Consider the following 14,532-nt stretch of genomic DNA (forward strand, 5'->3'; position numbering starts at 1 on the left):
GCCCGCCCGGCATCTTGACCGTTGCCGGCCGTCGGCGAGCGGGACGGCTCACGCGGTCGGGGCCGGCAGGCGCTCGAGTCTGGCGACGGTCGATCCCAGAATGATAGCTGCCTGTATCACAAAGCCGCCTGCGGCCAGAAAAATCGCCCAGCGCGGCCCGCAGCTGGCGCCGACCAACCCCCCAAGCGCGGCGCCGAGCGGCCGGGCGCCGGTGTTGGCGGTCATGAAGAAGGCGGATACGCGACCCAGCAAGGCGTTGGGCGTCACGGTCTGGCGCAGCGTGGTCTGGTTGATGGTCCAGATGATCGGACCGGCGCCGAACAGGAAAAATGCGCCGGCGGCGATACTCATCGAATGCACCCAGGCGGTGGCGGCCATGAGCGCGGCAGCGCCCACCGACAGCGCCGGACCGATCAGGATCGCCGCGCCGAAGCTCAAGTGGCGCGCCACGCGCGGCGCCAGCAGCGCGCCGAGCACCATGCCGGCGCCGGACATGCCCAGGGTCGTGCCGATGCCGACTGCGCTCAAGCCCAGCACGTGGGCCGCGTATGGCACATAGGCCGCCTGCAGCACGAACCACGACAGATTCCAGAACACGGCGGTCAGCACGATTGGGCGCAACAGTGGATGGGACCAGGCGAAACCGGCGCCTTCCTTGAGGTCGGTCCAAAAGTGGCGTGGCGGCTGCGCCGGCCGTTCAGGCTCGGCGATACCGCGCAGCAACAGCACGGCGCCGCTCGAGAGCGCGGCCGCCAGCACGAACGCAGGTGACACACCGGCCCAGCCGATCAATGCACCGGCCAGCGCGGGGCCGAGCGCAAACGCGGCGCTACGGGCCAGTTCAAGCCGGCCGTTGGCGGCTGGCCAGGCCGCACGCGACACCAGGGCGGGCACTAAGGCCGGTGCCGCGACGCTGAACGCGACGGTGCCGGTGGCGCCGGCGAAACCGAGCAGGCCGAGCAGCGCGATATTGAGCGAGCCCAGCAGCATAAGACCGGGCAGCGCCAGCAAGGCGACCACCCGGCACAGTTCGGCCAGCGTCATGAGCCGGCGACGCGAAAAGCGGTCGGCCAGCACGCCGGCCGGGAAAGAAAGCAGCAAAAACGGCAGGCTTTGCAGCGCCGTCAGAAAGCCGGTCGCGCCAGGCCCTGCGCCGAGCGAGAGCACGGCCACCATCGGCGCGGCGGCCAGGCCGATTTGCTCGGCCGACTGGGCCAGCAGGTTTGACCACGCCAGGCGATGAAATGGCGCGCCCAGGCGAGGTGTCGATGACGAGGTGGCGCCCGGCAGGGCGGCCGAATCGGTGGAGGAGTCTTGTGGCATGATGAACTGTATGAGCACGGGTTGAAGAAGTGCCCAGCATGCGGCACGCAACCGCCGCGCGCGCTCCGGTTCTTGCGCCGACACAACTGGGTCCGGGCACGCAATTCGGCCGCAAGCGGCGGAGTGCTTGCGGCCGGGGGCGTGCCTATACTCGGGGTATCGTCGTGCCGTGGGGCAAGAATGCCCACTGGCAAGCGACGTTTCCGGAGTGTGAACTCATGAACGCAATGACTGATGCCGCAGTAAAAACCGTCCCCGACGTCAAGCCGTCATATGCCAGCGACGAGCAGAAGTGGCAGGCCGTGGTGCAACGCGATCCGGCGGCCGACGGCGTGTTCTACTATTCGGTGCGCACCACCGGCGTGTATTGCCGCCCGTCGTGCGCGTCGCGCCGGGCGCGCCGCGAGAACATCCGGTTCCACGCCAGCGCGCAAGCTGCCGAGCAGGCGGGATTTCGGCCCTGCAAGCGTTGCCGGCCCGACCAGCAAGGCCCCGCCGCGCGGCAGGCGGCGCTGATCGCCGCTGCCTGCCGCACCATTGAGAAGGCATCCGAGATGCCTCGCCTGGAAGACCTGGCGCGTGCCGCGCAGATGAGCCGGTTCCATTTCCATCGCTTGTTCCGGGCCCAGACCGGCGTGACGCCCAAGGCCTACGGCGACGCACATCGTGCTCGCCGCGTGCGCGATGCGCTGGGCCGCAGCGCGACCGTGACCGAGGCGATTTACGACGCGGGTTTCAATTCGAACGGCCGCTTCTATGAGACCTCGCCCGAAGTGCTGGGCATGACGCCGACGGCTTTTCGCGCGGGCGGCCGCGGTATCTCGATCCGCTTTGCGGTGGGCGAATGCTGGCTCGGCCCGATTCTGGTGGCGGCCACCAACAGAGGGGTGTGCGCGATTTTGCTGGGTGATGATCCCGATGCGCTGGTGCGCGATCTGCAGGACCGTTTCCCGAATGCGCAATTGGTCGGCGCCGACGCCGAATTCGAACAATGGATCGCGCAAGTGGTGGGTTTCATCGATCATCCGGCGTATGGCCTGGATTTGCCGTTGGACGTGCGCGGCACGGCGTTTCAGCAGCGCGTGTGGCAGGCATTGCGCGAGATTCCGCCGGGCACCACCGCGAGCTATGCCGAAATTGCCCGGCGCATCGGCCAACCCCGGGCAATGCGGGCGGTGGCCCAGGCCTGCGCGTCGAATTGGCTGGCGGTGGCGATTCCGTGCCACCGCGTGGTGCGCACCGATGGTGCGCTGTCGGGTTACCGTTGGGGCGTCGAGCGTAAGCGCGCGTTGCTCGACAAGGAAGCGGCGCAGGCCGGCGGCGGCACGCGCGCCTGAGGCAGCGGCTCCCCGGGCGCGTGCAAGGCGCGCCGGTTTGGGCATAATCACGGCTCGCCCATCATGAACAGTGCAAGGAGCCGAGATGCCTGACCCCCGGGTGGTGGTGATTTATGCGCATGCGGCACCCCGCCTGTCGCGTGTCAACGAGCCGTTGCGGCATGCGCTCGAGAAGCTCGATGGCGTGCAGGTGCGCAACCTGTGTTTGCACTATCCCGATTTCGACATCGACGTGGCTGCCGAGCAGGCGGCGCTTGCCCCGGCCGAGCTGGTGGTCTGGCAATACCCGGTGCACTGGTATGCGATGCCCTCGCTGATGAAGGAATGGCTCGACGTGGTATTCACGCCCGGCTGGGCTTTTGGCGACGGCGGCACGGCCCTGCGCGGCAAGGCGCTGCTGGCGCTGCTCACTGCCGGCAGCGCGCAGCAGGCCTATCGGCCCGGCGCGTTGCATGGCTTTCATTTCGACGCTTTTCTACCGCCCCTGCAGCAGACCGCGGCGCTGTGCCAGATGCGCTGGCTGCCGCCGCAGGTGTTCCACGACGCCCGCGGTGCTTCGTCCGAGGCCGTGGCCGCGCATATCGATGCGGTGTGCGCCGCCTTGCGGCAGTTCGTTGCCACCGGCCGCCTGCCTTTTGCCGATGGAGCCTGACCGATGGAACAACACGCTGTTCTGACCAATGTTCTGATCTATTTCGGCGCGGCGGTCGCGGCGGTCGCCGTGGCGCGTGCGGTGGGCCTGGGCTCGGTGCTCGGCTATCTGATCGCCGGTGTGGCGATCGGTCCGTGGGCACTGGGGTTGGTGCGCAACGTGCAGACCATCCTGCATTTTTCCGAGTTCGGCGTGGTGATGATGATGTTCCTGATCGGCCTTGAGCTCGAGCCGCGCCGCTTATGGTCGTTGCGGCGTGGCATCTTTGGCTACGGCGGATTACAGATGGTGGCCTGTGCGCTGGCGATTTACTTGCTCGGCGTGATGCTGGGCGCGTCCTGGCGCGTTGCGCTGGTCGCCGCGCTGGGGCTCTCGCTGTCGTCCACGGCGATCGCCCTGGCGATCCTGGGCGAGCGCAACCTGCGCAATTCGCCAGCGGGCACGGTCAGCTTCGGCATCCTGCTGTTTCAGGACATCGCGGCGATTCCATTGATTGCGCTGCTGCCGTTGCTCGGCGGCGTCGGCACGCCGGGCGGCGGGCACTGGACGGCTATCGCCAGGGCGGTGGCAGTGATCGCGGCGGTGGTGCTGGGCGGGCGCTTCCTGCTGCGTCCGGCCCTGCGCAAGATCGCGGCGCTGGATGCTCGCGAAATCTTCACGGCCTTCGCGCTGTTCCTGGTCGCCGGGCTGGCTTATCTGATGCAGAGCGTGGGCGTGTCGATGGCGCTGGGCACCTTCCTGGGCGGGGTGCTGCTGGCTGATTCGGAATATAAGCATGCGCTCGAGGCCGATATCGAGCCGTTCAAAGGCCTGCTGCTCGGTCTGTTTTTCATGGCGGTCGGCATGTCGATCGATTTCGGCATTTTCGTCGCTCATCCATGGCAGGTGATCGGACTGGTGCTGCTGCTGTGCGTGATCAAGACGGTGGTGTTGACGCTGATCAGTCGCGTGATGGCAATCGCCCGGCCGCAGCGTCTTCTGTTTGCCTTCGTGCTGTCGCAGGGCGGCGAGTTCGCCTTCGTCGTGTTTGCCGCGGCGGCCGCCGGACGCATTATCCCGGCTGCGGTTGCCTCGCTGCTGACGCTGGTGGTGGCGCTGTCGATGGTCATGACACCGCTGCTGATGGTGCTGCACGACCGACTGATCGCGCCGCGCGCCAACCGGCGGGATGTGCGCCCCGACGATACCATCGCCTCCCAGCACAACCCGGTGCTGATCGCCGGCTTCGGCCGCTTCGGCCAGATCGTCGGCCGCTTGCTCTACAGCCAGGGAATCGGCGTGACCGTGCTCGATCATGACCCGGACCAGATTGACCTGTTGCGCGAATTCGGGCTCAAGGTGTTTTACGGCGACGCCGGGCGCATGGACCTGCTGGACTCGGCCGGCGCGGCAGAGGCGAAGATTCTGGTGGTGGCCATCGACGGCGTCGACGAGAGTCTTGTGCTGATCGACCGGGTGCGCGAGCGTTTTCCTCACCTGCGGATCTATTGCCGTGCTCGCAACGTGTCGCATATCTACCAATTGATGGACCGGCAGGTTCACGTGATCGAGCGGGAGACCTTTGAGTCGTCGCTGCGGCTGGGCCGCGCGGTACTCGAGGGCCTGGGACACGACCCGTTCGAGGCACGCTCGATCGCGCTGAAGTTCCGGCGTCACAACATCGACTCGATCGGGCGCGTTTATCCGTTCTACAAAAATCGCAAGGCGCTGGTATCGAGCGCCCGCGAGGGGCGCGAGGAACTGGAGGAAATGTTCCGGCGCGATCGGGAGCGGCGCCAGGCCGCGCACGGCCAGGCCTGGTTCTAGCCGGATCAGGCTGGCCCGCCGCCCGCGACGTTCGCCTGACGCGGCACACGCATGCGCAGCGCGCTCACGCCCGAGGCGGCCAGCGCGAAGCAGGCGGCCACGACCAGCGTGATGGTGGTGCCGCGCACCGGCGCCAGATTGAATACAAGGGCGACCAGCGCGGCCCCGGTGGTTTGCCCGACCAGCCGCGCGGTGCCGAGCATGCCGCTGGCGCCGCCGCTACGGTGCTTGGGCGCAGAGGTAATCATGGCGTAATTGTTGGGCGACTGAAACAGGCCGAAGCCCACGCCGCACAGCGCCATGCGCCAGACGATGTCGAGCGACGACGGTTGGTGCGGCAGCATCGCCAGCAGGCCCAGGCCGGTGCCGAACAGCAGCAGGCCGATGGCGCCCAGTGTACCCGGATGATGGCGCTCCACCAGCCGGCCGGCAATCGGTGCGACCACGACGATGGCGATCGGCCACGGTGTCATCAGCAGGCCGGTGGCGACGTAGCTGCGCCCGAGCGTGTCCTGCAGGTAGAACGGCAGCGAGACGTAGGCCAGCATTTGCGCGGCAAACGAACAGACCGAAGTGCTGATCGAGAGCGCGAACATCGGAATGCGCAGCAAATCGACCGGCAACAACGGCAGGGGGAGTTTCAGTTGCCGGCGCACCAGCAGCACCCCCATCGCCACCGCCAGCAATAGTTCGAGTCCTACGGTGGGCAGGCGCTGGCCATGGCCGAAGCTGTCGATGGCTGAAATCAGCAGTCCGAATGTCAGTGCGTTGTACAGCGCGCTTTGCCAGTCGAACGCGTGCGGCGAGCGCTGGCTTTTGGGCAGGGCCCGCATGGCGATCAGAAACGCCACCAGGCCGATTGGCACGTTCACGGCGAACAGCCACTGCCAGTGAGCGACCGCCAGAATGCCGGCCGCCACCGTGGGGCCGGCGGCCGCGCCCACCGCGACGACCAGCGCGTTGATGCCGACCCCGCGGCCGAGCATGCGCTGGGGGTAAATCACGCGCAGCAGCGCCGTGTTCACACTCATGATGCCTGCCGCGCCAAATCCTTGCAGCACGCGCGCCACGGTTAGAGTCACTAATGAATCGGACAGCGCGCAGGCCAGCGAGGCGAACGTGAAGACCGCCAGCCCGACGCGATAGATGCGCCGGTAGCCGACGATGTCGCCCAGCGAAGCCAGCGGCAGCAGCGAAATCGTGATGGCGAGCTGATATGCGTTGACAATCCAGATCGACGCAGCGGGGCGGGCGTGCAGGTCGCTGGCAATGGTGGGCAACGCGACGTTGGCGATCGCGCTGTCGAGCACGGCCAGCGTGATGCCCAGGATGATCGTCAGAATTGCCCAATACAGTTGCGGTGGAGGCAGACCGTCGGTCGGTTTATCGGACATGGTCGGAAGTGAGGGGGCGGTGCGCCACGTGCGCGCCGCGCAGGAAAAGGATTGTGCCGAATGATCGGCGTTGGCCCAAGCCTGGCGTCGCGGCGTAGAATACCGCGACGCGATTCGAGGGCCGCTTATGCTGCTTTATGCCATTTTTCTGGTGGCGATCGTCGCCGAGGCAATGACTGGCGCGATGGCCGCCGGCCGGCGTGACATGGATCTGTTCGGCGTGTGTTTCGTCGCCTGCGTGACCGCGCTGGGCGGCGGCTCGGTGCGCGACGTGCTGCTCGGGCACTACCCGCTGAGCTGGGTCGGGCATCCCGAATACATCTGGTTCACGGCGGGCGCGGCATTGGCCGCGGCGTTGCTCGCCGGCGTCCTGCGCTACCTGCGCGTGGTGTTCCTGCTCATCGATGCACTGGGGCTGGTGGCATTCACGCTGATCGGCTGCAACGTCGCGCTCGAGGCCGGCCACGCTGCCACCGTGGTGATCATCAGCGGCCTGATCACCGGCTGCTTCGGCGGCATCATGCGCGACCTTTTCTGCGGCGATGTGCCGCTCGTATTCCGCCATGAAATGTACGCCAGCATCTCGCTGCTGGTCGGGCTGGCCTACGTGGTGCTGCGGCACTTCGCGGTGCCCGAGGGCGCGGCCGTGGTCGGCTGCCTGATTGGCGGGTTTTGCTTGCGCGCGTTGGCGATCCGTTATGACTGGCATATTCCGAAGTTCGTCTATCGCGACAAGCCTTGAGATGGCGGCGTTGCTGTGGCCGCCGGGTGAAAGCGCGCTTTCAGGATTGCCGCGGCCAGCACAACCACGCCTGCCAGAGCGATCGACAGATCCAGCGCCGCCCGCTCGCCGAAATGGGCGATCACGAACGCATAGGCCAGCGGTGACACCGCCGATAGCAGAAAACTGGGCACGAGCAACTGGCCGACGAAGCTGCCGTAGGTGCGATGATCGAACAGCACCAGCGGCAAGGTGCCGCGCGTGATCGTCACCAGTCCGTTGCTGGCGCCATAGACAAACGCAAACACGACCGCGGCGGCAAGGTAGTGGCCGCTGAACACGCCGGCGAGAAAACACAGCGGCAGCCCCGCGGTGGCAAACAGATTCAGCTGCAGCGGGTGCAGGCGCTTGCCGAACGCTACTTCGCACAGGCGCGACGACGATTGGCCGATGCCGCGCAGCGTCGAGATCCAGACCGCGAGGCCGGCGCCCAGACCCAGACCCGCCAGGATGTCTATCATGTGCGCCGACATGCCCGAGTTGAGGAAATTCGTCAGCGTGACGATAACCACATACAGCCCGCCGGCGAGCAGCCGCTGCGATCCTTCGGCCGCCAGCGCCGGCGGCGCGGCGTGCGTGATGCCCGCTGAGGCACGATATCTGCCGGCCGGAATCGCCAAATGCAGCGGCAGCGTCAGCAGCGCGAAACCGGCGTAGGCCAGCAGCGCGCCGCGCCAGCCGAAGGCGAGCGCGAGCCGGTGGCCGAGCGGCCAGAATACGGTCGAGGACAAGCCGCCGAGCAGCGTGATCTGGGCCATCGGCTGGCGAGCGTCGGGCCCGCCAAGCCGCGCCAGTGCAGCGAAGGCGGCATCATAGAGTGTCAATCGCATGGCCAGACCCAGGCACAGCCACGCGGCGTAATACAGCAACACGCCGTGCGACAGCGCGATGCCGGCGCAGCCGACTGCGCTGCACAGCGAGCCTGCGGCCATCACCGGGCGACCGCCGAAGCGGTCGATCAGCCGCCCGGTGACGGGCGAGACCAGGCCCATCACCAGCAGCGCCGCTGAAAAGCCGCCATACACGACGGTCGGCGGCCAGCGCAGGTCGGCAACGATCGATGCGCCGAAGCCGCCGATCAGGTAGTAAGTGATACCCCAGCAGACCAACTGCGACAGGCCCAGCAGCACCACCGTGCGGCGCGCGATCATCGGGCACCTTGCCCGGTGGCCGGGCCCGTGGGCGGAGAGTCCATGCCGTCGCCCAGGGAGCGCTGCATCAGTACGGTGTCAACCCACTGGCCGTGCTTGAAGCCGACGCCTTCGAAGGTACCGACCAGCCGGAAGCCCAGCGCACGATGCAGGCCGACCGACGCGGCGTTGCCGCTGTTGCCGATGACCGCGATCATCTGGCGCCACGGCCCGCCCTCGCAGCGTGCGATCAATGCCCCCAGCAGGGTCCGGCCGATGCCTTGGCCGCCCAGTTCCGGGGCGACGTAAATCGAATCCTCGACGGTGTGACGATAGGCCGGGCGCGCTCGGTAGGGCGTCGCGTAGCAATAGCCGACCACGGTGCCGTCCTGCTCCGCACTCAGATACGGCAGGCCATGACCTAGCACGGCAGCGCGTCGCGCGCGCAACTCGTCGACTCCCGGCGGCACCTCCTCGAAGCTGGCCAGGCTATGCCGCACGTGATGGGCGTAGATTTCCTGGATCGCAGGCAGGTCGGCTTCGGTAGCGTTGCGAACGATCAGGCCGGGCGGAGTGAGGCTGGGCATGCGACATCCTGTGGCTGGAGCGTCGGCGGGGCGCCGAACGCACAAACCATGATTTTACTTGCGATGTGAAGGAACTGCTTGGCGAGCCGATCGACCCCCGGGCGCTGGCCGGCATCGCAAGATTCGGAGTGCGGCGCAATGGGCCGAGGCGCTAGCATGGGGCGTCGAATCCGCTTTGCGAGGAAAATTGTCTCATGCACGCTTGCATATCTGATCCCGTTCCGGCCGCCGAGGGCGCTCCATCCGCGCTCGACTGGGCCGCCCGTGTCGATGCGCAGCCCTGGACAGACCTGGGCGCCGCGCTCGACGAACGCGGCTGGGCGGTCATGCCAGGCTTGCTCGACGTGCGCGAGTGCCGCCAGGTGGCGGCCGGCTATGCCGACGATAAGCGCTTTCGTGCTCGCGTGGTGATGAGCCGGCATGGCTTCGGGCGCGGCGAATACCGCTATTTCGCTTACCCGTTGCCGCAACCGGTTCATGCACTGCGCACGGCGCTGTACCCGCACCTTTGCGAGACCGCCAATCGCTGGCAACAGGCGTTGGGCCTCGAGGATCGGTTTGAACCCGACCACGCAGCCTTCCTGCGGCGCTGCCACGACGCCGGCCAGTGCCGTCCGACCCCGCTGCTGCTCCAGTACGGCGCCGGCGACTACAACTGCCTGCATCAGGATTTGTACGGCGAACATGTGTTTGCGCTGCAAGTGGCGATTCTGCTGTCGGCGCCGGGGCGGGACTTCACCGGCGGCGAGTTCGTGCTGACCGAACAGCGCCCGCGCATGCAGTCGCGCCCGCACGTGGTACCACTGGAGCAGGGCGCCGCGGTGATCTTCGCCGTGCACCACCGACCGGTGCGCGGCGCGCGCGGCATCTACCGGGTCAATCTGCGCCATGGCGTGAGCGAGGTCCGATCGGGTCGGCGACACACGCTGGGCCTCATTTTCCATGACGCCCAGTAGGCGGGGGCGACGGTTCCGCGAGGTGGCGCCGGACGCCCATGCCGCAAAAAAAACTGGACGGCGCGCTCGAGGACCGTTATTCTAAAAAACATCCGATTTTTGACCTGCGCGATTTTTCGCGCAAAATCAGCAGTCCGCCACCGGATTGCCCCCCGCAAACGCGCCATGACGAATTTTCGTTTTGCCAACCCGAGCCAGGACACAGCCGCCGTGCTGTCGCTGCCGGCTCGCGCGCGCGCATCGGGCAGTACCCTCTCGCTATCCCTCCTACTAGACCTACCGATCGGCTGCCGGGCCTAGTGTCGCGTGGCAGTCCGCCAGCCGGTCGCCACACACACATTTCCTGAGTCTAGTCGTCGGAGGTTTCCATGTTGCAAGACCCTTCAACCAAGTATCGCCCCTTCATTCCGTTCGCCCGTGATTTCGCCGAGCGCACCTGGCCGAGCCGCCGCATCGAGGCGCCGCCGATCTGGATGAGCACTGATTTGCGCGACGGTAATCAGTCGCTGATCGAACCGATGAACGCCGAGCGCAAGCTGCGGTTTTTCGAGCAACTGGTGGCGGTCGGCCTCAAGGAAATCGAGGTTGCGTTTCCGTCGGCCTCGCAAACCGACTTCGATTTCGTACGCAAACTGATCACGGAAAACCGGATTCCCGAGGACGTTACGATCGAGGTGCTCACGCAGTCGCGCGAGGAACTGATTCGCCGCACCGTCGACTCGCTGGCGGGCGCGCGGCGCGCCATCGTGCATCTGTATAACGCGATTTCGCCGGCCTGGCGCGAAGTCGTGTTCGGCATGACGCGCGCCGAGGTGATCGAGATTGCGGTAACGGGCACGCGACTGGTCAAGGAGCTGACCGACGCGCGGCCGGAAACCGAATGGGTGTTTCAGTACTCGCCGGAAACCTTCAGCACCGCCGAGCTCGATTTCGCGCTGGAGATCTGCAATGCCGTCTCGGACGTGTGGGGTCCGACGCCCGAGCGCAAAATGATCTTCAATCTGCCGAGCACCGTCGAGTGCAGCACGCCGAATGTCTATGCCGACCAGATCGAATGGATGCACCGCCGTCTGGCGCGACGCGACGCGGTGATTCTCAGCGTGCACCCGCATAACGATCGCGGCACCGGCGTGGCCGCGGCCGAGCTGGCCGTGATGGCCGGCGCCGATCGTGTCGAAGGCTGCCTGTTCGGCAATGGCGAGCGCACCGGCAACGTCGATCTGGTGACGCTGGCGCTCAATCTCTACACGCAGGGCATCTCGCCCGGCCTGGATTTCTCCGACATCGACGAAGTGCGTCGCTGTGTCGAGTATTGCAATCAATTGCCGGTCCACCCGCGCCATCCATACGGCGGCGACCTGGTCTTCACGGCTTTTTCCGGTTCGCACCAGGACGCTATCAAAAAGGGTTTCGCGGCGCAACGGCCCGATGCGATCTGGGCCGTGCCCTACCTGCCGATCGACCCGGCCGACCTGGGGCGCAGCTATGACGCGGTGATCCGCGTCAACAGCCAGTCGGGCAAGGGCGGCGTCGCCTATCTGCTCGAACAGGAACACGGCCTGGTGCTGCCGCGACGTTTGCAGATCGAATTCAGCCGCACCGTGCAGCGCGTGACCGACGAGACCGGCGAGGAAGTCACGGCCGCCGACGTCTATCGCCTGTTCTCCGACGAGTATCTGGAACAGCAGTCGCCATGGCACTTGCGCCGGCACCGCACTGGCCACGCGCCGGGCTCCGAGCGCACGCAGGTCGAGGCGGAACTGTCGTATCAAGGGCAGCCGCACCAATGCGCCGGACACGCCGACGGCACGCTGGCCGCGTTTGTCGCCGCGCTGCAATTGCCGATCCGCGTGATGGACTATCACGAGCATGCAATCGGCAGCGGCGCGGACTCGGCCGCCGCGTGTTATGTCGAACTGCGGCTGGGCGACTCGGCCACGGGCTTTGGCGTCGGCGTCGATCGCGATATCGTCACTGCCTCATTCAAGGCGGTACTCAGCGCGGTCAATCGTCACATCCGGGCCGGTCACGCGGACACGCCGCATCCGGCGGCGGCCCAGCAAGAGGGCGTCGCGCAGCACTGACCTCACGCGGGGTCGCGCTGATTTCCTGACGCGCTGGTAACATGGCAACGCCTTCATGCGCGGCGCCCCGGTTTTCCTTGACCTCTTGGGACCGGGGGCTGGCGCATGGGGTGATATGCCGCGCCAACCGGTACTTGCAGGCGTCGGAAAAAGAGCTTGCCCAACGTGTCGCCCTTGATGGACAGGACCATGCAGGACCTCAAACTATGCGAACTGATCGGCGCGCTGAGTCATGCGCTGGACATGACCGAAGGCCAGCCCAAGGGCCATTGCGTGCGCTGCACCTGGATCGGCATGGCGGTGGCGCGGGATCTGGGGCTCGATGCCGAGCAGCAATGGGAGCTCTATTACACGGCGATGCTCAAGGACCTGGGTTGTAGCAGCAATGCGGCACGCATCTGCGAGCTGTATCTCACTGATGACCTGAGCTTCAAGCGCGATTTCAAGCTCGTGGGCAATTCCCTGCCGCAAGTGGTGCGGTTCGTGCTGACCCACACGGGCCTGAGGGCCGGTTTGGCGGAGCGGTTTCGCGCCACGCTCGAGATCTTCCAGCATGGCGGGGAAATCGCCCGCGAACTGATTCAAACCCGCTGCCAGCGCGGCGCCGATATTGCCCGCAAGCTTCGCTTCGGCGAGGCCGTAGCGCAAGGCGTGCACGCGCTGGATGAACACTGGGACGGCAGCGGCAAACCCGACGGCCTCAAGGGCGAGGCCATTCCGCTCTACGCGCGCATCGCGCTGCTGGCACAAGTCGTCGATGTGTTTCATGCGGACGGCGGGCCGCAAGCAGCTTTGACCGAACTCCGGCGGCACAGCGGGCAGTGGTTCGACCCGGCACTGGTGGCGTCTTTCGAACGGGTTGCCGCGCGCGAGGAGTTCTGGACGCAATTGCGCGCCGACGATCTGGCCGAGGCGGTGTATGCGCTCGAGCCGGCGAGCCACGTCGTGCCGCTGGACGACGATTACCTCGACGAAATCGCCGCGGCGTTCGGCCAGATCATCGACGCGAAAAGTCCTTACACGGCCGGGCATAGTGCCCGCGTCGCACTTTATACCGATCTGCTCGCCGAACAATTAGGCCTGTCGCAGGCGCGCCGGCGCTGGCTGCGGCGTGGCGCGTTGCTGCACGATATGGGCAAGCTGGGCGTGAGCAATACGGTGCTCGACAAGCCCGGCAAGCTCGACGCGGCCGAGTGGGACGCGGTGCGGCAGCACGCCGCTTACACGGAGGCGATCCTGGGCGGCATCGCGCCGTTCGCCGAACTGGCGCGCGTGGCCGGCGCTCATCACGAAAAGCTCGACGGCACCGGCTATCCGCGCGGCCTGACGGCGCCCGATATCGCGCTGGAGACGCGCATCATCACCACCGCCGACATCTTCGACGCGATCTCCGCTGATCGGCCGTACCGCGCCGCGGTGCCGGTGCCGCAAACGCTAAAGATCATGGAGGATATCGTCGGCAGCGCGCTCGATCGCCGTTGCATGGATGCCTTGCGCGTGGCGGTCGAGCGAGTCGAGACCGGGCTCGACCCGGCCGAGGAGACGGCGCAGGCAGTACTGGCCTGACCCGGCAAGGCCGCCGCGCGAGTGTCCGGCAAGATCTGGCTGGTGGCGCGTCGACGATTGCAGGGCCGTTGCGCCGCGCATGCATTAAGGATACCGAATGAGCTATTTGCCCGATAACCGGCCGCATGCGCGGTTCGATCCAGCCGGCATTCGCCTGTTGGAAGAGTGCGCGTTCAACGCGTGGCCGGCCCGACAGACGATATTCTGCGACGGCTGGCTGCTGCGGTTTAACGCCGGTTACACCAGGCGAGCCAATTCGGCGAACGCGTGGTGCCCGACCGGCTCGATGGCCGGCATCATCGGCGCGGCCGAGGCGTTCTACGCGCGGCATGCGCTGCCGACGGTTTTCCGTCTATCGCCGCTGGCCGGCGACGAGGCCGACGCGGCGCTGGCCGCTGCCGGCTATCGGCAGATCGACCCGACGCTGGTGATGACGATGCCGCTGGCGCACGAAACCCGATCCGATGACGCGGTGACGCTCCAACTCGCGCCTGAGGCAGCCTGGTGTGCGGGTTTTGCGCGGGCCAATGCGATAGCGCCCGCCGTGCGGGCCACGCATGACGATATGCTGGCGGCCATTGCCATGCCAAAAGTATTCGCCGCGCTTTGGCAGGATGGCGCACCGATCGCCTATGGGCTGGCGGTGGCCGAGCGCGGCTGGGTGGGGCTGTTCGACATTCTGGTCGTGCCCGAAGCGCGCGGCCGCGGAGCGGGGCGCCGGATCACCGCCGCCTTGCTGGATTGGGGCCGGCGCCAAGGCGCCACGCACGCCTATCTGCAGGTAATCGCCGCCAACACGCCGGCCGTAGCGCTCTATCAGCGGCTTGGGTTTCATCGGGCATACGGTTATCACTATCGCGTAAAGGCGACCTAAGGGGCTTGATTTAGTTGCTCAAGGCAAATAAAATTTTGCCTT

The 14,532-nt window shown here is 66.6% G+C and carries 12 protein-coding genes; 8 read left to right on the forward strand and 4 right to left on the reverse strand.

Annotation, left to right across the window (positions count from 1 at the left end; genetic code table 11):
• Positions 1-48: 48 nt before the first annotated feature.
• Positions 49-1,323 carry an MFS transporter gene (locus tag EPN80_RS11420; protein ID WP_293026935.1) on the reverse strand — a complete coding sequence of 425 codons (1,275 nt, stop codon included), beginning with the start codon at positions 1,321-1,323 and terminating at the stop codon, positions 49-51.
• 227 nt (positions 1,324-1,550) lie between these two features.
• On the opposite strand from EPN80_RS11420, the gene ada reads away from it, so the two are divergent.
• The 3 genes from ada to kefC all read left to right on the forward strand — a co-directional run bounded on the left by ada (position 1,551) and on the right by kefC (position 5,118).
• On the forward strand, positions 1,551-2,660 hold the full coding sequence (gene ada / locus EPN80_RS11425) for a bifunctional DNA-binding transcriptional regulator/O6-methylguanine-DNA methyltransferase Ada (protein WP_293027292.1): 1,110 nt from the start codon (positions 1,551-1,553) through the stop codon (positions 2,658-2,660).
• Positions 2,661-2,745: 85 nt separating this feature from the next.
• A complete protein-coding gene (locus EPN80_RS11430; RefSeq protein ID WP_293026938.1) occupies positions 2,746-3,312 on the forward strand; it encodes an NAD(P)H-dependent oxidoreductase in 567 nt (188 codons plus the stop codon).
• Positions 3,313-3,315: 3 nt separating this feature from the next.
• Entirely contained in the window at positions 3,316-5,118 is a 1,803-nt protein-coding gene (kefC, locus tag EPN80_RS11435; RefSeq protein WP_293026941.1) for a glutathione-regulated potassium-efflux system protein KefC, read from the forward strand.
• A gap of 5 nt (positions 5,119-5,123) precedes the next feature.
• On the opposite strand, the gene EPN80_RS11440 is transcribed toward kefC, so the two are convergent.
• Positions 5,124-6,512, reverse strand: coding sequence for an MFS transporter (locus tag EPN80_RS11440; protein ID WP_293026945.1), 1,389 nt, complete (start codon positions 6,510-6,512; stop codon positions 5,124-5,126).
• Between the two features lie 127 nt (positions 6,513-6,639).
• Between EPN80_RS11440 and EPN80_RS11445 the strand changes: the two genes are divergently transcribed.
• The gene (locus EPN80_RS11445) at positions 6,640-7,254 is read left to right on the forward strand and encodes a trimeric intracellular cation channel family protein (RefSeq protein WP_047212620.1); all 615 of its coding nucleotides are present in this window, start codon (positions 6,640-6,642) and stop codon (positions 7,252-7,254) included.
• On the opposite strand, the gene EPN80_RS11450 is transcribed toward EPN80_RS11445, so the two are convergent.
• The gene (locus EPN80_RS11450; protein ID WP_293026951.1) at positions 7,236-8,444 is read right to left on the reverse strand and encodes an MFS transporter; all 1,209 of its coding nucleotides are present in this window, start codon (positions 8,442-8,444) and stop codon (positions 7,236-7,238) included. The genes EPN80_RS11445 and EPN80_RS11450 overlap by 19 nt on opposite strands.
• Entirely contained in the window at positions 8,441-9,010 is a 570-nt protein-coding gene (locus tag EPN80_RS11455) for a GNAT family N-acetyltransferase (protein ID WP_293026954.1), read from the reverse strand. The genes EPN80_RS11450 and EPN80_RS11455 overlap by 4 nt, the downstream gene beginning before the upstream one ends.
• 194 nt (positions 9,011-9,204) lie before the next feature.
• Here EPN80_RS11455 and EPN80_RS11460 point away from each other — a divergent pair, with 194 nt between their 5' ends.
• The 4 genes from EPN80_RS11460 to EPN80_RS11475 all read left to right on the forward strand — a co-directional run bounded on the left by EPN80_RS11460 (position 9,205) and on the right by EPN80_RS11475 (position 14,490).
• Positions 9,205-9,966 (forward strand): 2OG-Fe(II) oxygenase, encoded by a 762-nt coding sequence (locus EPN80_RS11460; protein ID WP_293026957.1) that lies wholly within the window; start codon positions 9,205-9,207, stop codon positions 9,964-9,966.
• A 368-nt stretch (positions 9,967-10,334) separates the two neighbouring features.
• Positions 10,335-12,050 (forward strand): 2-isopropylmalate synthase, encoded by a 1,716-nt coding sequence (leuA, locus tag EPN80_RS11465; RefSeq protein WP_293026960.1) that lies wholly within the window; start codon positions 10,335-10,337, stop codon positions 12,048-12,050.
• Positions 12,051-12,239: 189 nt separating this feature from the next.
• On the forward strand, positions 12,240-13,616 hold the full coding sequence (locus tag EPN80_RS11470) for an HD-GYP domain-containing protein (RefSeq protein WP_293026963.1): 1,377 nt from the start codon (positions 12,240-12,242) through the stop codon (positions 13,614-13,616).
• A 97-nt stretch (positions 13,617-13,713) separates the two neighbouring features.
• Positions 13,714-14,490: a GNAT family N-acetyltransferase gene (locus EPN80_RS11475; protein ID WP_293026966.1), complete on the forward strand. Its 777-nt coding sequence runs from the start codon at positions 13,714-13,716 to the stop codon at positions 14,488-14,490.
• Positions 14,491-14,532 lie beyond the last annotated feature (42 nt).

Source organism: Pandoraea sp. (assembly GCF_004297875.1).
Taxonomy (GTDB): domain Bacteria; phylum Pseudomonadota; class Gammaproteobacteria; order Burkholderiales; family Burkholderiaceae; genus Pandoraea.